Genomic DNA, 23,668 nt, shown 5'->3' on the forward strand with positions numbered 1-23,668 from the left:
AGGAAGGCGCGATATTTCGCATCCAGCGGTGCCGCGCGCAGCGGCGACGCGAGTTCGCCGAGCGTGCCGCGGATATCGTCGATCAACCCTTGCGAGGTGCCCATGACGTCTGATGTCTGATCGATCGTGCCGTTGACGTCCCGATTGAGCCGATTGAGTCCGTCGGTGGCTTTATCGAGGTTGTTGCCCTTCACTTTTGGCTGGCCGAGATTGGGCACGGCACCGGTGAGGATGTTCAACTGGTTGACGAATGTCTCGATCTCGTGTCCGCCCGACGCCGCGCGATCGGCGAGCAACGCCCGGTCGTCGGCGTTGATGCTGTCGGCGATGCTCAGCTGCGCGGCGGCGGCCGCGATCGCCGGATCGCTCGCAGTGCCCGCCAGCGCGACGATGGAACGATTGTCACTCGCGAAATTGGCCGAGACGGCTGTCTGGGCTTTCGACCTGCCGTCGGCGGCGAGCGCGTCGTTGGGAGCCAGAGCAAGTGCGCGGTTCAACTTCACGAGCGCGTACGAGTAACGCCCTTCGTCTGCATCGTGCAGCGCCTGCGCGAGGATCTGCGGCTCGTTGGTCTGGCTCAGTTCAGGATAGCCGAGCACGTGCGAAACGCGGTCTTTTGCTCCCGGGTGATCCTCGAAGTATTTGTCCGTATCGGCGTTGCCTTCGGTGGCTCCCAGTTTGGCGAGGGTGTCGGCACTGGACTGCGGGTCGTAGCCGGCCCGCGACATCAGCAGCAGACCGTATTGGTCGGCCTGCAGTTCGTCTTCGCGCGAGAACTTCGCGAACGCGAGGTCGCCGCCGTATCCGCCCAGCGCATAGCCGATCGGCGAGAGCACCGAAAGAACGCCCACGAGGATGCTGAGCAGATTGCCCCGTTGGTTGAGCGTGATCACGTGCCGTCGCTCGATGTGCCCCATCTCGTGACCGAGCACGGAGGCCAATTCATCGTCCGCTGAGACAAAATTCAGCAGTCCCATGTCAACGTGGACGAAACCGCCGGGCAACGCGAATGAATTGATCTCGTTCGAGTCGATGATCTCAAACTGATATGTGATGTCTGTGCGAGCCCGGTACTTCGCGAGATTGCCGCCGATGTGCTGAACCCACTGCGTGAGAAACGGATCGGTCACGATCACGCTTTGCGCATCGACTTCGGCGTTCTGCTGCTTGCCGAGCGCGATCTCCGCTGCCGTGCTCATCGCCGCCGCCGGCGCCGGCGTTGAGCAATACGCCGTCATCCAGATGCTTGCGCCGATGAGAATCAGGGCGATGAAACGCATGCGGAGGCCTTCGGGGCAAGCAATGCTTGCCCTACTACGATGACGCCTTCTAATGAAGGGATTGACTTCTAATGAAGGGGCCGACGCTAGTCGGCCCACGTTGTTTTCGCTTGGGCCGACTAGCGTCGGCCCCTTCAAATCACGAGATGAGCGGCGGGTGACGGCGGTGCCAATCCGTTTTCGTTTGCAACGATGCGGCCACGCTCACGAGTCGCGGTTCGGAGAGCGCCGGACCGACGAACATCACGCTCGTCGGAAGTCCGTGCAGGCCAAATCCCGACGGCGCGGCGACGGCCGGGATACCGACGAGATTGCACGCCGTTATGAGCGGACCGTCCGAGAACCCCGGATACGACTTGTCGAACGACTGAGCGATCGGCGGCGCGACCGTGGAAAACGTCGGCGAGACGAGCACGTCGACGTCGTCGAAGATCTTCTCGAATGCGCGCCGCATGGGGGCACGCAACCGCATCGCATCCACGTAGTCTACCGCGGGCGCCACGAGATTCGAGTAGCCGCCCCTGCGGCCGTCGGGATCGGAGAGCGCCTTGCAGCGACCGTCATCGATGATGTCGCGAAACGCCGCGCCGCCTTCGGCCGCGATGATAATGCCGACCATGTCGTTGTATGGAAAGTCGGGCAGCGATATTTCGGTGACTTTGGCTCCCGCAGCGATTGCATCCAGCGCGGCGTGGTAGTTCTTGCGCACTTCCGGCTGGCACTTGTCCTCGGCGCCTTTCACCGTCGCAAAGCGCAGAGGGCCTGAAGGCATGACCATGGCGGTCATCCGATTCGGCAGCGACGTCGCGTCGTTTTGATCCGGTCCCTTGATCGCGTTCAACACGATTCCCGCATCGATCGCGTTTCTGCACATCGGGCCGAGCTTGTCCATAGTCCAAGAGAGCGCCATCGCGCCGTGCCGGCTGACGAGGCCGTACGTCGGGCGTAGGCCAGTGATGCCGCAATACGACGATGGATTTGTGATCGAGCCGTCGGTCTCGGACCCGATCGCGAACGGCACGAGTCCTGCGCTGACGCATGCACCAGGACCGCTCGACGACCCGCCGCTCCAATATTCGGTGTTCCACGGCGTTTTGCACGGACCGGTAAAGGACGCGTCGGCTTGGTTATAGCCCATGCCGCCTGCCAGTTCGATCATGGCGAGCTTGGCGAGGAGCACGGCACCCGCGTCGTGCAGCCGCGCAACGACCGTCGCATCTTCATCGATCACCTGCGATCGGTACGGCGCGGCGCCCCACGTCGTCGGGCCGCCTCGGGCGGCGAGAAGGTCCTTGACGCCGTACGGAATGCCATGCAAAGGCCCGCGATCGTGTTCGGCCGCGAGATCGGCGTCGGCCGCGCGCGCTTCGGCGAGCGCGCGATCACGCAAGATCGTCACGACGCTGTTCAGCTTCGGTCCGACGAGTTCGAGCCGCGCGATGAAGAACTGAGCCAATTCCACTGCAGAGACACGGCGCGCACGAAGCGCCGCTCCGAGTTCGCCGATGTCGGCGAATGCCATCGCGCTTTCAACCATGATTTGACGCTCCGAGCGGCGAGAACACGAAGTCTGGTTCATCGCTGTTGCGCAAGCCGCGATTGCGGAACGATTTGCTCGAATCCAAGAAACCGTCGATATCGCCGGCGATCTTTGCGGTCATCGCGTCATCCAGCTTCGCGGCCGGTAACGATGCTTGGAGATGCTTGGCCATGCATTTAGCCGTTGCCGATGGACCCGGAGGGGGCGCCGCTTCAGCCGGAGCGGCGGCGAAGTCGCCGACGTCGTCCGAGTGCCGACGCGACGACGCGGCCAGACCTCCCGCGATAAGGGCTGTCGCAGCGAGACTGGAGACAATAACAAAGCGGCGTGTTGGCACAAGTGTGTCCTCCGTCCGCGGCGAGTTAGGCGTGCTGCCGCCACTCCTTTTTCGATGCGGAACGCCTGCATGGTTTCGCGCGGGAATCGGCAAACGGCCGCATCTCGCATTCAGCCGGTCAACGCAGCTACGACGATCGAGGAGCCATCAATGCCGGACGACTCGCCGCAAGCAATCGAAGCGCTCTTCGCGGAGAACCGCGCGTTCCCGCCACCGCCCGGCTTTGCGGCTAAAGCCGTGTGCAACGATCCTACGATCTACGAACGCGCGATGAAAGACCCCGAGGCTTTCTGGGCAGGCGAGGCGCGCCGGCTCGAGTGGTTCTCGCCGTGGGAAAGCGTGCTGGATTGGGAACCCGGCGAGAAGCGCGCGCGCTGGTTCGACGGCGGCACGATCAACGCGTCGTTCAATTGTCTCGACAGACACGTACGCGATGGTCATGGTTCGCAGGTCGCCTATTACTGGGAAGGCGAGCCGGGCGACGAACGCCGCATCACGTACGCAGATCTTCTCGCCGAGACGTGCCGCCTGGCAAACGCTTTACGCGAGCTCGGCGTGAAGCGCGGCGACCGCGTGGCGATCTACATGGGCATGGTGCCGGAGCTGCCGGTTGCGCTGCTCGCGTGCTCGCGCATCGGCGCGATCCACTCCGTCGTGTTCGGAGGATTTTCAGCGGACAGCCTGCGCGATCGCATCATCGACGGCGAGTGCGTCGCTGTGATCACGCAAGACCTTGGGTGGCGACGCGGCGGCAAGATCGCGCTCAAGCAGATCGTGGACGATGCGCTTGCCGGCGCACCGAGCGTCAAGAACGTGATCGTTCTTAAGCGCGTCGGCGATCCGGTTCCATGGATGGACGGCCGCGATGTCTGGTATCACGATATCGTCGCCGGCCAAGCGGCGGAATGCGCGCCCGAGCACATGGAGGCGGAGGATCCGCTCTACATCCTCTACTCTAGTGGAACGACCGCAAAGCCGAAGGGCATCATGCACACCACCGGCGGCTATCTCACGGGCGTGGCGTCAACGCACAAGAACGTATTCGACTTGCGCGAAGCGACCGATGTCTTCTGGTGCACGGCCGACATCGGCTGGGTCACCGGCCACTCGTACGTCGTCTACGGTCCACTCGCGAATCGCGCGACGAGCGTGCTTTTTGAGGGCACGCCAGACTATCCCGATAAGGACCGCTTCTGGGCGGTCATCGAGAAGTACAAAGTCTCGATTCTCTACACGGCGCCCACCGCGATCCGCACGTTCATGAAATGGGGACCGTCGTACGTCGAAGCGCACGATCTTTCGTCGCTGCGCTTGCTAGGTTCGGTCGGCGAACCCATCAATCCGGAAGCCTGGATCTGGTACCGCCACTATATCGGCGGCGATCGCTGCCCGGTCGTCGACAAGTGGTGGCAGACCGAAACCGGCATGATCATGATCTCGCCGTTGCCTGGCATCACCAACACGAAGCCAGGTTCCGCGTCGCTGCCGTATCCCGGCGTGTTTGCGGACGTGGTCGACACAAATGGCGCGTCGGTGCCGCTCGGCGGGGGCGGGTATGCGGTGATCACGCGGCCGTGGCCCGCGATGCTGCGCACGCTGTGGGGCGATCACGATCGCTACATCAAGACCTATTGGAGCCGCTTCGCAAAGCAAGGCTACTATTTCCCGGCCGACGGGTGCAAGCGCGACGCGGATGGTTTCTACTGGCTCCTCGGCCGTGTTGATGACGTGATGAACGTATCGGGCCACCGGATCTCGACGACCGAGGTGGAGAGCGCGTTTGTCGATCATCCCAAAGTCGCCGAAGCTGCGGTGGTTTCGAAAAAGGACGACATCACTGGAGAGGCTGTCGCTGCGTTTGTGACGCTGAAGGGCGGCGGGATCGGGTCGCCCGCCGAAGCGGACGAACTGCGCAAGCACGTCGCATCAAAAATCGGGGCGTTCGCGCGTCCGAAATACATCACGTTCACGCCCGATCTTCCCAAGACTCGTTCCGGCAAGATCATGCGCCGGCTGCTCCGCGACGTGATGGAGAATCGGCCGCTCGGAGATACCACCACGCTCGCCGACGCGAACGTCGTGAAGACGATCGCCGAAATGGCACGCACGGCGCCGCCGGAGGACTGACAAACGTAGCGTGGGCCGACTAGCGTGGGCCGACTGACGTCGGCCCCTTCGGGCTGCTATGCGCCGGCGGCGCTAAGGATGAGGTCGGTCGCGAATCCCGCGACGAAGCCGACAAATAACCCCGCAGCGGCGGTTTCTTTGTGGCCGATCTTGCCGCCGACTTTCGTCATCTCCCCGATGACATACATGATCGCCCCGGCTGCAAGCGTCAAGAACACGACGCTCAATATCGGCGATACGAAATGGTAGCCGACGAGCGTGCCGAGAAACGTCGGCGCCCCGCCGATCAACCCGAGCCTCACAATCGAACCGAGGCCGGCTGCGCCGGTTCCCGCAAGCGGCGCGGCGATGCCGAACCCCTCCGTCATGTTGTGCAGCGCGAAACCGATGATCAGCAAGACTGCGAGTTGGACCGCGCCCGTCGCTGCCGACTGGCCGATCGCAAGTCCCTCGCTGAAATTGTGTGATCCGATCCCGATGGCGATCGCCGTCGCGAGCGCCATCGGGCTCATCGCGCCGTCGGGGCCGGCCGTGCGCGCTCTGCGCAGCAGCCACGCCGACAATGCGACGAGCCCGAGCAATCCGACGAGCAGTCCGCCGACGTAGATCGCGGATAGTGAGATGAACGGAGCAGCTGGTGCGCCCAGCCGCATATTTGCAAGCGCCGCCTGAATCGGACTGCCGGCCTGCCGCAAGATGTCGAAGAGCAAGAAGTAGAGCACGCCGATCGCGATCGCGTTCAGAAACGCCACACCATTCTTCGAGATGCGCTTCATCGCCGCAAATGGCAAGCCGAAGAAGATCGTGAGCCCCGCGATCGTGCCGAGCAGCAACGTGGTGCCGAACGCGAGCGGTGGCCCCGCCGGCGCCCCGCCGCCTTCGTCGCCGCCGCCGCCCGTTGACGGCGTCATCATGTCGGCCATGGCGAGTGAAGGAAACTTATCCGGCGCCGAGTCGTACTGGATGGCCGTGATCAGACCTCCCGGCCCCGTGCCGGCGTTCATCATGTGATCGACCACATGACAGTGCACCATCCACGTGCCGGGTTTCGCATTAGCGGTGAAGGCGATATCGCGCGTCTCGCCTGGGCCGACGAGCACCGTCACCATCTGCTGTTGCGCCGCGGTCGGCACGGGTTGGCCATCGACGTCCACTACCGTGAACTTGTGGCCGTGGACGTGCATGGTGTGGAATTCGGTACCGCTGATGTTGATGATGCGGATGCGCACACGGTCGCCGCTGTGGACGCGGTACGGTTTGGTCAAGGGATAACTCTTGCCGTTGATGCTGAAGTAGTTTTCGGACCCGCTGAACACGCGCCACGATGAGAGCAGCATCAAGTAGTCGCGATTGTATTTCGACGTCGCGGCATCGTCCACGACGATCGCACCGTACATGCCGCGGTCCAATTGATTGAAGTCGTCGAAATGCGTGTGATATATGTACGTGCCCGGATCGGTCGCGGTGAACTCGTACGTAAACGTCTCGCCCGGTTGAACCGGCGCTTGGCTGAAGCCGGGCACCCCGTCCATGTCCGGTGAATCTTCGATGCCGTGCAAATGGATCGTGGTGGCTTCGGGCAGGTGGTTGGTGAAGATGATGCGGACGCGATCGCCGGCGCGAACGTGGAGAGTTGGACCGGGCGCCGTGCCGTTGTACGTCCATGCCGAAACCGTGATGCCCGGCGCGACGACCCACGGCTTCACCTCGGCGATGATGCGGAACGTCTTGAGCTTTCCGGGCGCCACCGGAGGCAACGCCGGCAGCAGCGCGTAGTCTTTTGAGGCTTGCTCTTCCGCCGCGTCGATCATCGCTTGCGATGGCCCCGCCGCGGGCTGGGGTTGGTCCGCACGCGCGCTCATGGCGCCGCACGCCGACCACGCGATGAGCATCGCGACGAGCGATGCGATCTGGCGAAGTTTTTTCGCAATCACCGGACTGCTTTCGCCTTCGTACTGACCGGGTCGCGCACGAGCACGTCGTTGGCGAGCGGCACGCTGACCGTGTGTTTCTTGCCCGCGACGTCGATCGTGATGAGGCCGATCGCTCGCTCCAGCTTCTTCAACGTCACCGCAACGCCCGGGCGTAGTCCGATCTCACCCAAGTAACGCAGCAATTCGGGAACCTCGTGTTTCACTTCCAAGACCTTGGCCGGCACGTCGAGCGGCAGGTCGATGAGGTCGATCGCGCGGTCGTGATGCCACAGCGATCCGTCGGCGCGCGGGATCGGGTGTCCGTGCGGACAGGTCGTCGGTTCTTTCAAGAAGTGCGCGAGGTGATGTTCGACCATCGGCGAGATGGCGTGCTCGAGGCGGCACGCTTCCGCACTCGCCAGTTCCCACGCGACGCCGAAATGATCCACTAACAGGCGTTCGGCAAGCCGCTGACGACGCAGCGTCAGCGCGCCGATGCGGGCGCCCGACACGGTGGGCCGCACGCCGTGTCGCCCGTCGTGTACGACGTAACCCTCTGCGTCAAGACGCTTGAGCATCGCCGAAGCGGACGCCGCGGACACGGCTAACTCATGGGCTATCGCGGACGTGGCCACCGGGCCGCTGCCGTCGTGCAATCTGACAATGGATTTCAGGTACATCTCGACGTTTGGGCTGACTTCGTTTTCGTCGGGCGGCGTGTCAGGCGCCGACTTAAGGGCGGAATGCGTCATGGCAAGATCCTATTCGACGCGACTTACGCGCGATGTTAGGCTCGCCTAATTCGGACGGTTAGCCGGACTTACCTTGCAGACGGTGACATGCCAATGTCGCCGATGGGAGGCCCCAGACCCAGCGTCGGCCGGCCCGACTCGAGGTCGAGCAGGAATTGTTTGCGGTCGAGACCGCCGCCGAAGCCGACGAGCCGGCCATTCGCGCCGATCACGCGGTGACATGGGACGATGATGACGATCGGATTGGCGCCGTTCGCCGCTCCGACCGCCCGCGCCGCGTCAGGCTCACCAATTCGGCATGCGATCTCGCCGTATGCCATAGTAGTGCCATACGGGATATCGAGAAGCGCATTCCAGACGCGAAGGTGAAACGTCGGACCGATCAATCGGATCGGGATGTCGAAAACCCGACGTTTGCCGGCGAAGTATTCGGCCATCTGCGTTCGTAAGGCGTTCATGACGGGGTCATGATCCGCCCCGGGGCCGTTAAACAAGCGTTCGCGCCGGGCGCGGCGCGCGAACGCAAGCTCGATCAGCACGCCAGCGTCGGTTCGCGCAAAAAGCGGTCCGACCGGCGAATCGAAAAGAGCGGTCGAGGTCGCGCCGGTGAGTCCGTTCTCGACGCTGGGTTGCTCGCGCATGACGTTCTTCATTCGTCGCGAAATCGGACCTAACCCGTCTTTGCTAGGCAGAGGTGAGAGATGCAACGGTCAACGTTCCTTGGTGCGCTCGTCGCGATCTCCGCGGCGGTCCGGACGGAAGCTCACGCCGCGGTCTCCTCCAAGCAGATCGCCGGCATCGCAATCCCCGATACTTCGCTCGCGAAAGATGCGCTTGCTCTCGCGCGATCCGTCGAATCCACGGCGCTGCTCAACCATTCGTTGCGGACGTATCTCTTCGCCGAGCTGATCGCAAAGGCAAAGCATATCGATCACGACGTCGAACTCGTCTATGTCGCGTCGATCCTCCATGACACGGGGCTCTGTCCGAAATATATGAGCGCCTCGGATCCCTTCGAAGTTGACGGTGCCAACGTCGCGCGCACCTTGCTCGCAAGCCACGGAGTCACGAATGCACGCGCAGATACGGCGTGGGATGCGATCGCGCTCCATGACAACGGCGGCATCGCGCGGCACAAGCAACCCGAGGTCATGCTCGTGAATGCCGGGGTCGGCGCCGACTTCGGCGGGTCGCTCGACATTCTCGCGCGTGCCGACGTCGTGCGCGTGCTCGAGGCCGCGCCGCGCACGCACTTCATCGACGCGTTTCTCGCCGCCGCCGCTGCGGTCGCGAAACGCAAACCCTTCGCGTCGGCGCATTCCTTCGTGGCGGACGTCGGCTACTGCAAAGTGCCGGGCTTCAAACTGCCGAGCTTCTGTGACGAGGTCAAAGCGGATCCGTTCGCCGGCTATACGGCCTGAGGCGCGCGAGCTTACTTCCCGCTCAATTGAGCGCCGGAGACTGCTCCGGTGGCCATAAGCGCGGTCAATTCGACGCGCGAATTCAGGTCGAGCTTGCGGAATATGTTGGCCACGTGGAACTCCACGGTCCGGCGCGTCACGTTGATCAACCGAGCGATCTCGCCATTCGACTTGCCGCAGGCGACGTAGCGCGCCACGTCGATCTCCCGATCGGTCAGCAGACCGGCGCGCGGCCGCATGCTGCCCGGTCGCATCCCGAGCGCGCGAGCGCGCGTCCGAAATTCCGCCGCGACGCCGAATGCTTCGATCCGCTGGAGCGCAGCGATGCAGTTGGCGAGCTCGCGGCGGTCCTTCTGCACTTCTGCTACCGTCGCGGCGAGCTCAAGGTCGCGGACGCGGTAGCGCGCGGTTTTTCGCGCCTCCGTCAGCTTCGCGCAGCCCTCATCGACATCGCCGAGCGCTATCGCAACGTGCCCTTCTGACTCTGCGAGCAACGAATTCGCGATCGCCCATCCCGGATTGCCGGCACCGCGCAGCGTTGCGAGACAGGACGTGGCGTCATCGAGGTCGCCGACGCGGCAGGCCGTGCGCACCATTCCCGCCAGCGACCGCAGATCGAACACTTCGGTGCGCGCAACGCCATCTAATCCCGCCTGGGTCGAGGCGTACAGAGCACGCGCAGAGACAATGTCGCCGCGCAACTCATCCACGACCGCGCGGGCATATTTCAGAGCACGCCGCCACGACTCGGATGAACGTCGCACGTGTGGCTTAGAGCGCGCCAGACATTCGTCGGCGGCTGCGAATGAGCCCATGGTGGCATGCAGGATAGCCTGCTGGCAGAGGGCGCGAATGACGAGATAGCCGCCGATGGTCGACGTGAGACGTTCGGCGGCGATTGAGTACGACAGCGCTTCGCGCAAGTTTCCGACATCGGTCTCGACGCTTGCGAGATTCGTCATCAAGAGACCGCGCAGATAAATCGAAGCGGGGCCGTTGTCGCGCAAACCGCGCCGGCACCAGGCGGCATATTGCTCGTTGTCGCCGGTCATGTCGGCGAGGTAGCACAGCTTGACGCAGGCCTGCGCGACGTCGTTGGGATACTGGAGCGCTTCGGCGCGTTCGACGACAGCCTCAAGCGAGGCGATTCCGCCTGAGGTGTCCCCACGACGTGCCCTTACGACGGCCAACCATGAACGTAACCGCAGCGCGTCGCGCGAGTTCGCAACAGATTCGGCGGCGGAAAGTCCGCGTTCTAGGAACGCCTGAGCCGTGGACAGGTCGCCGCGGCGCTCGTGTATTGCCCCAAGAAGCAGTAGTATACGCGGAAGCAAGTGCGGTGCAAGGTCCGCGGCAGATTCCAATGCGGTTTGCAAAACCGGCAACGCCGTCTCGACATCTTCGCCGTTTTCCCATGCCGCTTCGGCCAGCCGGACGTTAGCGGTGACGAATAGCGTATCCGACGGCGAAGACCGGGCAAGCTGAAAATCTTGCCACGCACGCATCGCCTCTGCCGTCCTACCCAACCAGACAAGTGCGACCGCGCGACCGGCGCGAGCTTCGGCTGCGATCGCGTCTGCCGCGGGCACTCGCTGCAGCGCGCTGAGAAATGCCGAGTGAGCTCGCTCGGGTTCGGCACTGTCGATGTGACGCCAGCCCAGCGCGTTGTATGCGGCAGCTGATTCCACCAATCGACCGCAGCCGTCCAAGTGGTTGACGCGATGCCAGTCGTTCTCTGCGTAGGGGACGAGCGCTTCGTGACGCTGGCGCCGTGCTGCATCATCGAGCAGACCATAGCATGCATCGCGGATCAAGGCATGTCTAAATTCGGCGCCGCATTCACCGAGCGCAACAAGCCCCGCGTCTTCGAGCTCCTCGAGAAGTAGTTCGGCACCGGAGACAGATAGGCCGGTCAACGCCGCGAGCGTCGCCGGAGGAATCGGCCGTCCGGCAACTGCGAGCCACGAACAGATATCGGTCGCAGCGCTCGAGACGCCTCCGATTCTATCTTCGAATAGTTGGTGCAATGAACCGCGTGCAAGCCGCCGCTCAGCCGTCGCGGCATGCGCGCAGTGCTCTACATAGAGCGGGTTGCCGCCGCTGTCAGCCCAGAGGGCCTGCGGATTGAGGCCCGCCTGCACTTCCGCGGGCAAGATCGCGCGCGCGAGTTCGATTGTCTCGTCCTTGGTGAGCGGTTCTAAGCGTTCGATGCGCGCGGTTCCGTGAGAAGCCAATTTCTCAAAGCGGCGGTGCAACTGCGAATACCCGCTGCGCATCGCGATGTGCCACTGAAGCGCCGAGTCGCCCAGCCGATCAACCGTGCAGAGGATAGCTTCAATTGATTCTGCATCGGCCCACTGCGCGTCGTCGATCTGCAGCGTCAGCGGCGCGTCGCGGACTGCCGCTTCGATGAGTTCGCGAAAATACCAGACGCGATCGATACCACGTGAATCGACAAAGTTCCGCAGTTGTGCTTCGGTGACGCGGCAGCGGCGCCATATTCCGCGCGCCAACGCCGTGAGCGGTTCAAATGGGATTGCCTGGTTCGCTTGGAGACAGCTGATCGATACGCACCGGTCATCGCGGGAACCGGTCGCGGCGTGAAGCTCGGCGAGCAACCGGGTCTTGCCGATTCCAGGTTCGCCGACCAGAACCAACATTCGAGCGTCGCTTGCCGTCAGGCGGTCGAGTATGACGGAGCGTCCGACAAATGGCGGCCGCGCGGTACGTCCATCCGCCTTACGACTGTGGAGATTACGGGTTTGCGCGACGTTCGAATGCATTATGCTTGACGTCGGTGCGGCCAATTCGCGGCCGCAGAAAGGTAGATCTCAACATGGCGAGATGGATCGCATTGTTCGTATTGTTCTTCGGCTTGGCGTCGTGGCGCGCTATGCCGACGTACGCTGCCGGTACCGGACACACCGTCGTTCACGCAATGGATATCACGCCTCAGTCGCCGCATTGAGCCCATCCGCATTTCATGCATTGAATGCGACCCCACTATAAGTCGTGAGCTCGATCATCAACATGCCGAACGTGCGATTTGACTTCGACTGCTGCCTGGACACCTCTTCCTCGCCGCCGACTGGAAAGGGAACGATGAATAGCTGCCGCTCGGGTGCTCCGTGCAACTTCTGATCACGAATAGCCGTCCGGCCGACACGTCGCCTCCGAACGAACTGCTCAAGATTGCGTATGAGGGACCTATCCCCAACGTCGGCGACACCATCGACTGGGCAGGCAGCGTCGGACCGAGCAAGGTGCTGCATCGGTATTTCCAGATCCGACAAGGCAGAGCGGTCGTGATCCTCTACGTCTGACGAATCGGCCGACGAGAGGACGCGACGGAAGGAGCCGACGCGAGTCGGACCGGGCGAGAACAAAGTGGGCCGATATCCAATCGGCCCACTTCTCGTTTGGCCCGGGCAATAGCCCGCTGTTATACGGCATAGGTGCGAATTCGGCGAGCGCAAGCATCGAATGGATGACATACTCGTGACGTGGAGGCGATCTTGGCAGGATTGACGCTTCGACGAAGAACATCGATTTGGCATGACAACTAATTTTTTAAGATTTGCAATCGCGATGTGTGCGATAGCTGCTCTCGATGCCTCCGTCGCGTCCGCAGACAGCCTGCCGAGCGTCAGCGTGCCGGTGCTTGCGCAAATCCCTTCGATGGGCGGCGACGTGGACGCAACGTGGTCCGGGGCGGCCAAGATATCGCTTACCTATGACTTCAACTATCGTCGTGCGGTGACCGAACCGACGACCGTGTACATCGCGCAAGATCGCGATGCGATCGATGTGGCATTCCTCGTGGAACAGCGGTCCACGCTCACCGCGGCGCAGGTGACGAATGGTCCCGGCGTGACGAGTGAAGACAATGTCACCGTCTATCTCAACCCGCAAGGCACCGGCGGTTTCGCCTACTCGTTCAGCGCGAATCCGCGAGGCGCTCGGTATCAGACGTCAAGCGAGAACACGGCGTACGAACCGCAGTGGCACGCAGCGGCGAAGGTCACATCGACGGGCTATACCGTGACCATGCGCATCCCGTTCGCGGTGATGCGCGCAGGCGGCTCAACGCGCTGGCGTGCGCAATTCGCCCGCGTCACGGTCGCAACCGGCGGTGAGGCCGTGTGGTCCTACGTCGTGGGTCAGCGCTCGCTCAATGATTCACCGTACTTCGGAACGATGACCGACATCCACGGTTCCGCTGCAGCGGCTGCGGCAACGGTTCGAACGAAACCGCGCCTCGAACTGTACGGACTCGGCGAGCTCACGACCGCGGCGCAGGGCGGGGATACCTCGCGGATGGGTGCCGATCTGTCGCTGCCGGTTTCTGCGAACGCGTCGGTGATCGCGACCGCCCACCCAGACTACTCCAACGTGGAAGTGGATCAGCAGACGATCTCACCTAATGCGTTTCAGCGGCAATTCAACGAAGTGCGGCCGTTCTTTACCCAGCTCACGCAGTATTTCAACGACACGATCGGCTGCATCACCTGCCCTGCGGCACTGTACACGCCTGCTATTCCGACGTTTCGCGCCGGTTATGCGGTTGAGGGAACCCAGGGCGCCTTGTCCTACGCCGGCTACGACGCCATTGGATTCTCACGCTCCGATCAGGCGGCTGCACTCAACTATCTCAGGCGCACCACCGAAGCGACGTATGGAGCGTTCTTCCAGCAAGTCGGCGTCGATTTGCCCGGGCTTCACGATCGCGTCGATACGTTGTACACCGGCTATCACGACAAGCAGTCGGGGTTCTTCGCCTACGCCAACGACGGTGAGGACCGTGGTAATCTCACAACCGATCCTTCACTCGCGAACTACTTTGAGGCGGGAACTGGTTACGCCGGCGCCACGACAACCGCCATCCTCACCTATCAGTCGGTGGGCGCGCAGTACTTGCCGGCCGATGGATTCGTCGCGCAGTCGGACACGGCAGGACTCGAGACGAACTATACGCAGACGTGGAATTTCTCGCCGAGCGCACCGGTCCACGACGTGTCGATCAACGAGTTCACCTCGGACTTCCACACGCACACCGGCGAAGTCGCGCAGGTCAACGCAAGCCAGAGCGCCACGGTTGATTTCCGAGATCTGATCCGTCTCCAGGTGTTCACGGGAGCCGTCGGGATCCTGACGACGCAGAATCTCGTCTTGCCCTTCAACACAAACGGCGAATATTTGGGATTTAAGGTTCTGACGACGACGCCGACCTTCGTACAGCATCTCGCCGGCGCGTACTATCATGGCGCCTTGAACAACTGGACGTACGTCACCACGCAGCCGTTCATCCATAATATCACTGCGTCGCTTGAGACGGACGAGAATCAATACGTGACCTCGTATCCAGGCGAGCGCTCGGGTCTGCAATGGCTCGAGCGCGCAAGCCTCGACTGGCAATTCAGCCGCAACTCTGCCTTTGATATCGGAGCACGCAGGGTAATAGGACCGAATCTGCCGGTGTCGTTTGCGCCACCCGACTTCACGCCGCTCGACGCCGCGAACATCAGCGTTGCCTACCACTATCTTTCTTCGAAGAATGAGTTCTACGCTGTCTACGGCGATCCGAACAGCCTCTCGACGAAGCCCGCGCTCTTCCTCAAGTGGATCCGTTACATCGGCGCCGAAAAGGGCGCGTGATGATTGCGGGTAACGCAACGTTGAAAAAGGCCGACGCATGTCGGCCTTTTTTGTTTATCGCCGCTATCAGTGGAATCGGTTTAACGTGTTCGTCGCGTCGTCCACGAAGTAGACGCTGCCGTTTGGACCGGGTGCAAGACCGAAGAGCGCTCCGGCACCGGGCGGGCTACCGGTGTCGTCGAGCAACACCCGTGCTAGCTGGGAACCGTTCGCGCTGGTCCGCACGAGATACCCGTTGTTCCCGTTCACGGTGAGGATTTCGCCATTCGCTGCAACGGTCAGACCAAGCGGGTCGTTGAGGGAAAATCCCGACGTGAACGTATTACCGATCCCCGCGGTCGTCGATCGAGTCATCGGCTCGGAAATCGTGGCGATGCGATTGTTGAGACTGTCTGCGACGTAGAGCTTTGAGCCGTCGGCGCTCAATCCGACTCCGGTCGGGCCGATGACAAGCGCGGCCGGGTCGGTGCGTTCTGAGAAGCCGGACCCGATGACCGTCAGCGATTCGAGAAACGGCATAGAGCCGGCTGGAGCGTAGACGTTCAGACGAACAACCGTGCCGCCGTTGACCACGTTCCCGTGTGCCGCTACAGTACCGTTCAACACGTTGGTGACGAAGAGCGCCACGTTCGTGCCGTCGTCAGTCTCTGTCATATCCCACGGTCCGTTGATCAACGAACCATCGAACGTTTCGACGACTTGTCCGAGACTGTTCAGCACGAGGATGCAGCCAGCGCGCGCCGTGTTCGCCATGCCGTTCGTGGTGGGCAGGCTGCCCACGAACACGAATCCGCTACGTGACACCGCGAGCGCAGTCGTGAGACCGATGCCGCCGGGGCACGATCCCGGTATCTGGTGCGCGGCGATCTGCGAGAACACGCTCACGCGACCGCTCGGCGAGATCTCCATGACCGTGGTGCCTGTGCCCTGGAGATTTTGCGAGTCGTTGAAATTGCTGATGAGGAGATTGCCCGCGACAAGCGAGCCGTGCGAGACGGGAATGACCACGAGACCGTAAGGATTGACGTCGCCGTTCGCCGGAACGGTCGATGCGATGGTCCGGACGCCGGTGAGGGCCGGGCCGAGACGCAAGCCGGGCGCTCGCTGCAACGGTGCCGCGGTCGCTACGCTCGCGTTCAGCAGCCCGGCGGCCATGACGAGAATCGCCGACCCGTACAGCGAAGCATGGGACTTCGAATGAGTGTTCATCACGGACGGTTGCTCCAATCTGAAATTGTGGGGTGGACCACAACGTATCCAGCATCCCTGAAAGAATGATGAAACAATCGACGCGGCACGGAGAACAGCGTCAAAGTAGGGAAACTCGGCCCTATGGCAGGCTCGTTAAGGGTTGCAATCTGCGCGGCAGTCCTAGTCGCATTGGGCGCCTGCTCGTCGCCCCAGGCTTATCGGCGGGGCGCGAGCATTAGCGAAACGATCATGATCAAGACCCCGCCCAGCTTTTCGCAGACGTCGCAACTTGCCACGGCTATCTCGCAAGCAGCGTCCGAGGCTTCGGACCAAAATGGCGTCGCCGGCAACGTCAATGTCATGAACGACACGCCTGGAATGGCCGCACCGTCTCCATCGACGACGGCCGATCCATATCTCGTCGCTCTGCGTGACGCGCAGGCGCATGCGGCCGAAATCGCGCGGATAACCGGGCTGCCGCTTGGTCACATAACGAGCGTGCACCAGCAAGCGCCGCCGCCGCAATACACGACCCAGAATCGCGTGATGCTCGAAGTGGATTATGGGCCCGACCTGAGCGTCGTCGGCGTCTCATCGCTTGCCGCAACTGCGCCCTATAACCAAAGCACGAACCAGGGACTGCGGATATACGTCGGAGGTTACGGGAATTCTGCCGACGATGCGCGCGCATCGCTGAACGCATACGAGAGTGCTGTCCGGAAGGCGGCAGCGCGATTCGGCATCACGTCAGCCGAGTTGCAGATCGTGGGCGGGGCGGTCAATTCCGGGCAGTGACGGTGGTCACGAGGCGGGACGAAGCAAGCGTGCGCCGTTTGACTTGGCGAAACGCAGGGTACGGGTATACCGTTACCCCAATGCGGAGGTACGATTCTCATGTCAATTGCAAAACGAACCATTGCCGGCGTTCTGGTTGCCGGGCTTCTCGTAAGCACCATGCCTGCGGCAGCCGTGCGCGCCGATGGCGGCGCCAGCACGCGTAACATCTTGTTCGGCATCGGTGCGGCTGCGGGAACGCTGATCATCATCAATCATAATCGTCAAGTCCACGAGAAGTATGCGCAAGACGCGCAGACGCAAGCGGCTCTTGCCGCGCAGCGAAACGACGCCCAAGCGGCCTATGCAGCGGAAAAGAAGGCCAACGACAATCTCGCAGCGGCAAACGTCGAGCTGAAACGCGAGGTTGCGTACCAGCACTCGATCATCGACTCGCAGAACAGCAAGATCGCGATGTTGAAATCGAGCACGCTGTCGGCGCCCACGTATAGCGCTCCGGCACGCGTCGCCGCTGTTGCGCCGGCGAACGGAACCGTCACCGATAAATCGTCTGCACGAACCGTCGCCGTCGTCTCGTACGGCTGGGGCACGATCTGATTACGGGTGATATGCGGCGCACTCTGACGGCCGCTGCCCTCGCGGCGGCAGTTCTGATGATGGGCGCATGCGCCGCCAATTCGCCCGCCGATCGCGCGCAAAAACTCGCGGACTCGGCAACGAAAGCAGTCTACGCCGATGATGTCGCCGGACTCACCTCAGATATGAATGCCCAGCTCGTGCCGACCGTGACGCGCGCGCAAGTCGGGGACCTCTCCGACAAGCTGCACGCACTGGGTGACTACGAAGGCCTCACGCCGACCGCGTCGGATTCGCTCAAGTCGGAATACGACTTCGACGCCAAGTTCACCAAAGGCACGTGGACGGTGATGGTCCGGCTCGATGCCGATGGCAAGATCGCAGCGTTTCGGATTGCGCCGCAATCAGGGAATGGCTGATCGAGCGACGTAGTCATCGACGGCATCCAGCCAACGCCGCTTCTCTTCGCCGCCTGCAAACGAGGCGGCGAAGCCATTTTTTGCGATCGTCGCGAGTTCATCGCGGCAGAGGGGCATTTCCGATGCGCGCTGGTATTCTTCTACGAGCGTCGTTGCGAAGAACGCCGGATCGTCTGAACTCAGAGTAACGGAGACGCCGGCTGCGAGCCAATCGGGCAGCGGGTGTTTTTCGCGTGCAGGGAGCGCCCGCGTGATCGCGTTGCTCGTCGGACAGGCGTCGACGGTAACGTTCTTCTGGCGAAGCATCTTTGTGATCTCTTCGTGCCCGCGTGCCGCGATACCATGGCCGATCCGCTCCGCGAGTAGTAATTCGACGGCATCCACGATACTCTCCACGCCTGCGGCTTCTCCCGCGTGGACGGTGCGGCGCAAACCGACTTCCTTCGCACGTTCGTAGACGCGTTGGAAATCGCGCGCCGGAAACCGAGATTCGTCGCCCCCTAGTCCGACGCCGACAACCCCGTAATCTCTCAAATGCAACGCGAGATCGATATCGAGCAGGGCGTCAGCTTCGCCGAGATTGCGCACCATGTCGATGATGATCAACGACGAGATGCCGGACTTGCCTCGAGCTTCGGTCATGGCTACATGGATCGCACGACCCGTCGCGAGAAGATCGAGATCGGGAAAGAATTTGCGTTGCGTGGCAGGCGACCACATTATCTCTGCGTGCGTTATACCTTGCACCGAAGCAGATGCAAGATATGCTCTCACCACTTCTTCGAAATCTTTCGGCTTCTGCAGTGCTCGAACAACGCGAAGAAACGCTGTGAGGAACGAATCGAAATCGTCGCAACAGAATAGCTGATCCGGGTTACCGCTGACGTCCAAGCCGTTTCGCCGCGCGATCTGCGCATACAGCGCCGGCGATATCGTGCCTTCGAGATGCACGTGCAGCTCGGGCTTAGGCAAGCCGATGATCCAACGACGAAGATCAACGCTCTGACTTTTGTCGTCCACACGCGGCGCGTCACTCACGCCGCGGGAGGTACGGTGGTACTTGTCGTGGTACCTATCGAACGCGGGGTGGAGCAGTCCGGTAGCTCGTCGGGCTCATAACCCGAAGGTCGCGTGTTCAAATCACGCCCCCGCAAGAAATCGGGACGCGCAATCCCTTACACGATGAGGAATGGCGCGTTCTTCTTTTTGGCAACGAAGCATCTTAACGCATGTTCTTCGACTTTGCTCCGAGGTGTCCGGTGAACGAACATCACACGCCAAGTCCCGAATCATTTTCTGCTATCGAGCGGCTTCTTGTCGAGCGGCCGAATCTGCGTACGTTCTGTCGTGTCGAGGTCGAGGAAACGGAAAGGTTCTACGTGGTCCAAGTTCCGGCGCCCGTTAAGGATCACGGCGATCTCTGGGTCAGCACTGCTGATAGCGAATTCACCGTTTCGTTTGACAAGTGGCACAGTCACCACGACTTTGAAGAGGTGGCTGAAGTGGTGGCGCTAGTCGATGGGATCATGGAAGAGCGGCTGGTTGTAACGGTCAAGACCCTGGACGGCAAGTGGAGCGGTTCGACCATCCATCCGCGAGCCGAGTCGCCCCACGCCTCTTTCGAGAGCTGGCAGGGCGAAGCGTACACGCGGTCGTGGAGAGGAACCTATGACGCGCCTCCCCCAGCGTAATGACCCACCCTTCTGGAATGGCTGGAATCTCCCGCGATCTTCAAAGTCGCGAGATAGCCGAGTCGAGAGAGACGCCGCATCGAGCGGCTTACTAGCGATCGGCCGACCTTGCGGGCTTACAGCACAAGGAAGAATTGTGGACAAGCGCCACTTTAGTGCGTATCGCACTCGTTAGCACTGCGCCGTTAGTGCTCGCGGGCACCGTTCTGAACCGAGAGCTCCCAACGATACCCGTCCGGATCGTGAAACCACAAGGCCATATGCGGCGAGCCCGACGCTGTTGGTCCGATCTCATCGCCTGGATCCTCCAGTTCTACGCCGTTTTTCTTCAACGTCTCGAGCGCTTCGCGCAGCGAGCGCATACTATCGAGGCGAAACGACATGTGGTCGATCGTCTCCGGGTGTGGTGTGCCTTTGAAGAACCCGATAATAATCGCATCGTTCGTCAGCCCGATGGCCTCGTCGGACCGGAACATTTCCTGAAGATCGAAGTTCTTGAGCCAAAACTGCGCGCTCTTCTCCGGGTCTCTGACGCCAAGGCTGAAATGCCAGACCGCACCAAGTTGCACTTTCACGTCCCGTACCTCCTCATAACGAACCAAGTTGCGGTTGTTCGCGATCTGATTGCGCGCCTACTTCGCCGACAGCAAACCCAACGAAACACGCGCGAAGCGTTCTGCGCTGTCTCATCTGAGCCTTCGGGACTCCGCGACACCGCCGACCAAACCACATTTATAGCGATGGCCCACGCGGTCGTGTCTAACGGGAACTGCACCTACAGCTTTCGTCCTACTGAGGGCTTTGGTGGTAATTCGATCTCTCTGACGCGGCCGATTGAAGATGGCTTGGGGACTTTCGGCCCACAGCAGCGTGTAGCGGTTGGTTACGATTGACGCAGGGGAGCCGTATCAATCCGTTCGAAGGCCGTGGCAATCACTCACGAGCGCGAAGACGGAGCAATCATGAGACGTATAAACGTGGCGGCTTTAACCATGCTTGCGGCACTGTCTGTCGGTGCATGTCAAGGTCAACCTTCCGTCATGAACGGCGCTCAATCGCAATCGGACGCGTTGCGGCAAGTCGGCGCGCGCGGCGCGACGCCCGCACTCGGAACCGGATTTATGTACGTCAACAGCGGGAGCTCGAACGAGATTACCGCGTATCCGAAAGCGGGCAATGGCGACATCGTGCCGTCAGCAACGCTAAGCGGGTCGAACACGCAGCTGGACGATCCAACCGACGTGTTCGTGGCGACGAGCGGCAAGATCTACGTGACGAACTGGATCACCAGTGCGGTGACCGTCTACCCGGCGGGGGCGAAGGGCAATCATGCGCCGAGCCAGGTGATATCGGGAGGCAACACGCTTATGAGCCTTCCGGCGGGCATTGCCACCGATTCGGTCGGTGATATCTACGTCGTGAACTACAACCTCAATACGGTCACCGTGTACGCAGCCAACGCGACTGGCAACGTCGCACCGATCCGGACCATAACCGGTCCGAGTACCCACCTGCTCCATCCGATCAGAGTCATGATCCTTGCGAACGATGACATGGTGGTGGTCAATCGCGGTCACAACTCGATCGAAGTATTCGCAAAGAACGCGAATGGCAATGCCACTCCTATCCGCACCATCATCGGCGTGAACACAGGATTGCTTGTTCCCGACGGCGGCGCGGTGGACAGCAGCGGCCGAATCTACATCACCAATCTCACCGCGGCCAGTGTCACCGTATTTGCCCCCACCGCGAACGGCAATGTGAAGCCCGTGCGCACGATCTCGGGGAGCAACACCGCTATGGACAAGCCGTCCGGCATCGCAGTCAACCCTGCCGGCACGATCTTCGTCTCCAACGAAGGGAACAGCACCGTGACCACCTACGCGCCCGGAGCCGACGGAAACGCGCCACCGGCGACGACGATCGGCGGCACGAATACGTTATTGGATTTTCCGAACGGAATTTCGTTCCACTAGCGATTCGGCATGAGCAGCCGCAATGAGCGTTCACGTTTACGGGATCAACCATATCGCGATCGAGGTCGACGACATCGAAAAGGCCGTCGCCTTCTACGAAGATGTCTTCAATCTCAAGAAACTTGACGAGGGCGAAGGCGACGCCTTCTTCAAGATCGGCGAGCACCAATTCTTGGCGATATTTGAAGTCGCCGAAGTACGACCGGACGCAACGCGCCACTTCGGGTTGATAGTTCGCGACGAAGCGCAAATCGCGGCAGTGCGTGAAAAGTTGACCAAGAAGTATCACATCAAATTAGGCAAGCGCTTTCGCTGCGATTTCCGCGATCCGTGGGGCACCACATCCAAGTGGTCGACCTGCACGACGAATCGCTGGTCTGGTTGCTTCCTTACCAGGAAGTTCAGAAGGCCGGCATCAGCTTCGACTAGCGGAAACGTTTGCGAAGGATAGTCCGGCGTCGGACACGGCATGTGTCGCGCTGTCAAAGAGCAAGCGACGAAGTATCTCAATCACCAGCACGGCACTAAATAGCGCTAAGGCAGGGAAAACCGCTGCCCACCATGCGATGCCGATGTTCTCCGGAAGGTTTGTCAGCATGCTTCCCCACGATGCGGTTGGCGGCTGTGTTCCCAAACGGGAGAAATCGAGAGTGGCAAGCAAGATGATCAATCGCGTGAGATCATACACGGCCTGATCGAGCGATGCGGCCAGCGCGCCGCGCTTACCGTGCTCGCTTCTCGCGAGTCTCGCAATCCGCGGCGAGAAGACAAGACCCATGAGCACTGCGAGCACGAAGAGCGGCAGTGTCGGGGAGCGCTGAGCTCCGATCGCGATCATCGCGATCACGAAGGCCCACGGTGGGAAACACGATATGGCCGCTTCGAATCGCCGAACGACGAACCCAAAATACGGCCCCGCGCGCGCCGAAATCGCGATGCCGGCGCCGAGCATGACCTCGACAGCGACGGCGATGAGTGGGACCAATAGGCTCACCATACCGCCAAACACCAAGCGCGCGAGTAAGTCGCGACCGACTTCATCCGAGCCGAGCACGTGCCCGTAGCATTTCGACGCATCGACAAAACACGGCGGTAAAGGCGTGCCTTCCCATTTGGGGTCGATGAAGAACGGGTCGAATCTGACCTGCGTAGCGGCAACGATGGTGAAGACGACGGCGATGGCCGCAACCACAGCCGCTGCTGCGCGCCGCCTACCCATTGACGTCCTTTGCCATCTTACCACGCTGCACTATCAGCTCGACTATGCACCGTATCGCCAACACCACAAGGGCATTGACGATGAGGACGACTGTGAATACAAACGCATCCCGCCTGTCAAAAGGCTCTGGGACGCCAAGCAAATAGCCCTCCCCCTTCCAGCGATAAAAGTACTCTCCAATCATCGCCGCGCTGATCAGACTCGGCAATCTGTCGGCGAACAGCACCGCAAGTCCGCGGACCGTCGACGACGGTCGCGCTCCGTCGTTCGTGCCGCGTGCTCTACGTCTGTCGAAGAAATCCACGAGAAACGGCAATTGATACATCGTGAGGACGACGACAGGCGCGACAAGATACCCAAGCTGGCGGCCAACCGGGCACGGCACCGCACAAGACTCGATTGTTAGCACCGAAACGAACACCGCGCCGATTGCCGACGCGAAAACGGGAAGCGACTGCAGCAATGTGGCAATCACCGTCACCGCTCCCCGGAATGCGCGAGCTGTGGGAAGCGACAGCACGAAACCAAGCGCCGCGGCGAGAAGAAACGAGATGAGGACCGGCTCGAGGGTAACTGGCACGCGTGCTGCGATTTCTCCGACGATCTTGCCGTCGAAGGCCGCGGGCTGAACCGCGAGCCGCAGAGCCCCGAGCGCTGCCGCGAGCGCAAAGACGACGACTACGATAGCAAGTGCCGTCGCAGTGACCCGGAAAAGCGCCGAACGAGCGCCGTTCACGTCACGCAGCCCATTTGGGGGCGTTTTCTACGACTGGCGC

The 23,668-nt window shown here is 61.6% G+C and carries 23 protein-coding genes and 1 tRNA gene; 12 read left to right on the forward strand and 12 right to left on the reverse strand.

All coding sequences use genetic code 11. The features are described 5' to 3' along the window. The 3 genes from VKT51_07070 to VKT51_07080 all read right to left on the reverse strand — a co-directional run. A partial coding sequence (locus tag VKT51_07070) for a M48 family metalloprotease (GenBank protein ID HLJ83911.1) occupies window positions 1–1,280 on the reverse strand: 1,280 nt, incomplete at its 3' end. Between the two features lie 139 nt (window positions 1,281–1,419). Continuing rightward, window positions 1,420–2,817: an amidase gene (locus VKT51_07075; protein HLJ83912.1), complete on the reverse strand. Its 1,398-nt coding sequence runs from the start codon at window positions 2,815–2,817 to the stop codon at window positions 1,420–1,422. Continuing rightward, a complete protein-coding gene (locus VKT51_07080; GenBank protein HLJ83913.1) occupies window positions 2,810–2,992 on the reverse strand; it encodes a hypothetical protein in 183 nt (60 codons plus the stop codon). Before VKT51_07080 ends, VKT51_07075 begins: the two co-directional genes overlap by 8 nt. Window positions 2,993–3,307: 315 nt before the next feature. On the opposite strand from VKT51_07080, the gene acs reads away from it, so the two are divergent. After that, window positions 3,308–5,284 (forward strand): acetate--CoA ligase, encoded by a 1,977-nt coding sequence (acs, locus tag VKT51_07085; protein HLJ83914.1) that lies wholly within the window; start codon window positions 3,308–3,310, stop codon window positions 5,282–5,284. A 56-nt stretch (window positions 5,285–5,340) separates the two neighbouring features. On the opposite strand, the gene VKT51_07090 is transcribed toward acs, so the two are convergent. The 3 genes from VKT51_07090 to VKT51_07100 all read right to left on the reverse strand — a co-directional run bounded on the left by VKT51_07090 (window position 5,341) and on the right by VKT51_07100 (window position 8,590). Beyond that, complete coding sequence (locus tag VKT51_07090; protein HLJ83915.1) at window positions 5,341–7,218, reverse strand: multicopper oxidase domain-containing protein; 1,878 nt, start codon at window positions 7,216–7,218, stop codon at window positions 5,341–5,343. Continuing rightward, on the reverse strand, window positions 7,215–7,949 hold the full coding sequence (locus VKT51_07095) for a metal-dependent transcriptional regulator (protein ID HLJ83916.1): 735 nt from the start codon (window positions 7,947–7,949) through the stop codon (window positions 7,215–7,217). Before VKT51_07095 ends, VKT51_07090 begins: the two co-directional genes overlap by 4 nt. A 68-nt stretch (window positions 7,950–8,017) precedes the next feature. Next, window positions 8,018–8,590, reverse strand: coding sequence for a methylated-DNA--[protein]-cysteine S-methyltransferase (locus tag VKT51_07100; GenBank protein ID HLJ83917.1), 573 nt, complete (start codon window positions 8,588–8,590; stop codon window positions 8,018–8,020). 60 nt (window positions 8,591–8,650) lie between these two features. Here VKT51_07100 and VKT51_07105 point away from each other — a divergent pair, with 60 nt between their 5' ends. Next, window positions 8,651–9,370: an HD domain-containing protein gene (locus VKT51_07105; protein ID HLJ83918.1), complete on the forward strand. Its 720-nt coding sequence runs from the start codon at window positions 8,651–8,653 to the stop codon at window positions 9,368–9,370. An 11-nt stretch (window positions 9,371–9,381) separates the two neighbouring features. Here the strand turns inward: VKT51_07105 and VKT51_07110 are convergent, their stop codons facing one another. Then, on the reverse strand, window positions 9,382–12,153 hold the full coding sequence (locus tag VKT51_07110; GenBank protein HLJ83919.1) for a LuxR C-terminal-related transcriptional regulator: 2,772 nt from the start codon (window positions 12,151–12,153) through the stop codon (window positions 9,382–9,384). A gap of 53 nt (window positions 12,154–12,206) precedes the next feature. Between VKT51_07110 and VKT51_07115 the strand changes: the two genes are divergently transcribed. The 3 genes from VKT51_07115 (at window position 12,207) to VKT51_07125 (ending at window position 15,025) form a co-directional block, all read left to right on the forward strand. Then, the gene (locus tag VKT51_07115; protein HLJ83920.1) at window positions 12,207–12,338 is read left to right on the forward strand and encodes a hypothetical protein; all 132 of its coding nucleotides are present in this window, start codon (window positions 12,207–12,209) and stop codon (window positions 12,336–12,338) included. Window positions 12,339–12,498: 160 nt separating this feature from the next. Further along, entirely contained in the window at window positions 12,499–12,693 is a 195-nt protein-coding gene (locus tag VKT51_07120) for a hypothetical protein (GenBank protein HLJ83921.1), read from the forward strand. A gap of 265 nt (window positions 12,694–12,958) precedes the next feature. Then, a complete protein-coding gene (locus VKT51_07125; protein HLJ83922.1) occupies window positions 12,959–15,025 on the forward strand; it encodes a hypothetical protein in 2,067 nt (688 codons plus the stop codon). 66 nt (window positions 15,026–15,091) lie between these two features. Here VKT51_07125 and VKT51_07130 read toward each other — a convergent pair whose 3' ends face one another. Then, window positions 15,092–16,237, reverse strand: coding sequence for a hypothetical protein (locus tag VKT51_07130; protein ID HLJ83923.1), 1,146 nt, complete (start codon window positions 16,235–16,237; stop codon window positions 15,092–15,094). 228 nt (window positions 16,238–16,465) lie between these two features. Between VKT51_07130 and VKT51_07135 the strand changes: the two genes are divergently transcribed. The 3 genes from VKT51_07135 (at window position 16,466) to VKT51_07145 (ending at window position 18,006) form a co-directional block, all read left to right on the forward strand. Further along, window positions 16,466–17,011: a hypothetical protein gene (locus VKT51_07135; protein ID HLJ83924.1), complete on the forward strand. Its 546-nt coding sequence runs from the start codon at window positions 16,466–16,468 to the stop codon at window positions 17,009–17,011. A 99-nt stretch (window positions 17,012–17,110) separates the two neighbouring features. After that, window positions 17,111–17,608: a hypothetical protein gene (locus tag VKT51_07140; protein ID HLJ83925.1), complete on the forward strand. Its 498-nt coding sequence runs from the start codon at window positions 17,111–17,113 to the stop codon at window positions 17,606–17,608. 11 nt (window positions 17,609–17,619) lie between these two features. Next, entirely contained in the window at window positions 17,620–18,006 is a 387-nt protein-coding gene (locus VKT51_07145; protein ID HLJ83926.1) for a hypothetical protein, read from the forward strand. Here the strand turns inward: VKT51_07145 and add are convergent. Further along, window positions 17,992–19,044: an adenosine deaminase gene (gene add, locus VKT51_07150; GenBank protein ID HLJ83927.1), complete on the reverse strand. Its 1,053-nt coding sequence runs from the start codon at window positions 19,042–19,044 to the stop codon at window positions 17,992–17,994. The genes VKT51_07145 and add overlap by 15 nt on opposite strands. Window positions 19,045–19,086: 42 nt before the next feature. On the opposite strand from add, the gene VKT51_07155 reads away from it, so the two are divergent. Together VKT51_07155 and VKT51_07160 are read left to right on the forward strand one after the other, a co-directional pair. Beyond that, a tRNA-Met gene (locus VKT51_07155) sits at window positions 19,087–19,160 on the forward strand. A gap of 105 nt (window positions 19,161–19,265) precedes the next feature. Further along, complete coding sequence (locus VKT51_07160) at window positions 19,266–19,697, forward strand: hypothetical protein (GenBank protein ID HLJ83928.1); 432 nt, start codon at window positions 19,266–19,268, stop codon at window positions 19,695–19,697. A gap of 185 nt (window positions 19,698–19,882) precedes the next feature. Here VKT51_07160 and VKT51_07165 read toward each other — a convergent pair whose 3' ends face one another. Further along, window positions 19,883–20,272, reverse strand: a complete 390-nt coding sequence (locus VKT51_07165; protein HLJ83929.1) for a VOC family protein — start codon at window positions 20,270–20,272, stop codon at window positions 19,883–19,885. A 387-nt stretch (window positions 20,273–20,659) separates the two neighbouring features. Between VKT51_07165 and VKT51_07170 the strand changes: the two genes are divergently transcribed. Both VKT51_07170 and VKT51_07175 read left to right on the forward strand, forming a co-directional pair. Continuing rightward, window positions 20,660–21,673: a beta-propeller fold lactonase family protein gene (locus VKT51_07170; GenBank protein ID HLJ83930.1), complete on the forward strand. Its 1,014-nt coding sequence runs from the start codon at window positions 20,660–20,662 to the stop codon at window positions 21,671–21,673. A 22-nt stretch (window positions 21,674–21,695) separates the two neighbouring features. Then, on the forward strand, window positions 21,696–22,124 hold the full coding sequence (locus tag VKT51_07175; protein ID HLJ83931.1) for a VOC family protein: 429 nt from the start codon (window positions 21,696–21,698) through the stop codon (window positions 22,122–22,124). On the opposite strand, the gene VKT51_07180 is transcribed toward VKT51_07175, so the two are convergent. Next, the gene (locus VKT51_07180; GenBank protein HLJ83932.1) at window positions 22,089–22,892 is read right to left on the reverse strand and encodes a hypothetical protein; all 804 of its coding nucleotides are present in this window, start codon (window positions 22,890–22,892) and stop codon (window positions 22,089–22,091) included. The genes VKT51_07175 and VKT51_07180 overlap by 36 nt on opposite strands. After that, window positions 22,885–23,628 (reverse strand): hypothetical protein, encoded by a 744-nt coding sequence (locus VKT51_07185; protein ID HLJ83933.1) that lies wholly within the window; start codon window positions 23,626–23,628, stop codon window positions 22,885–22,887. The genes VKT51_07180 and VKT51_07185 overlap by 8 nt, the downstream gene beginning before the upstream one ends. Between the last annotated feature and the right edge of the window lie 40 nt (window positions 23,629–23,668).

The sequence above is a fragment of the Candidatus Eremiobacteraceae bacterium genome (assembly GCA_035295225.1).
Lineage (GTDB): Bacteria > Vulcanimicrobiota > Vulcanimicrobiia > Eremiobacterales > Eremiobacteraceae > JABCYQ01.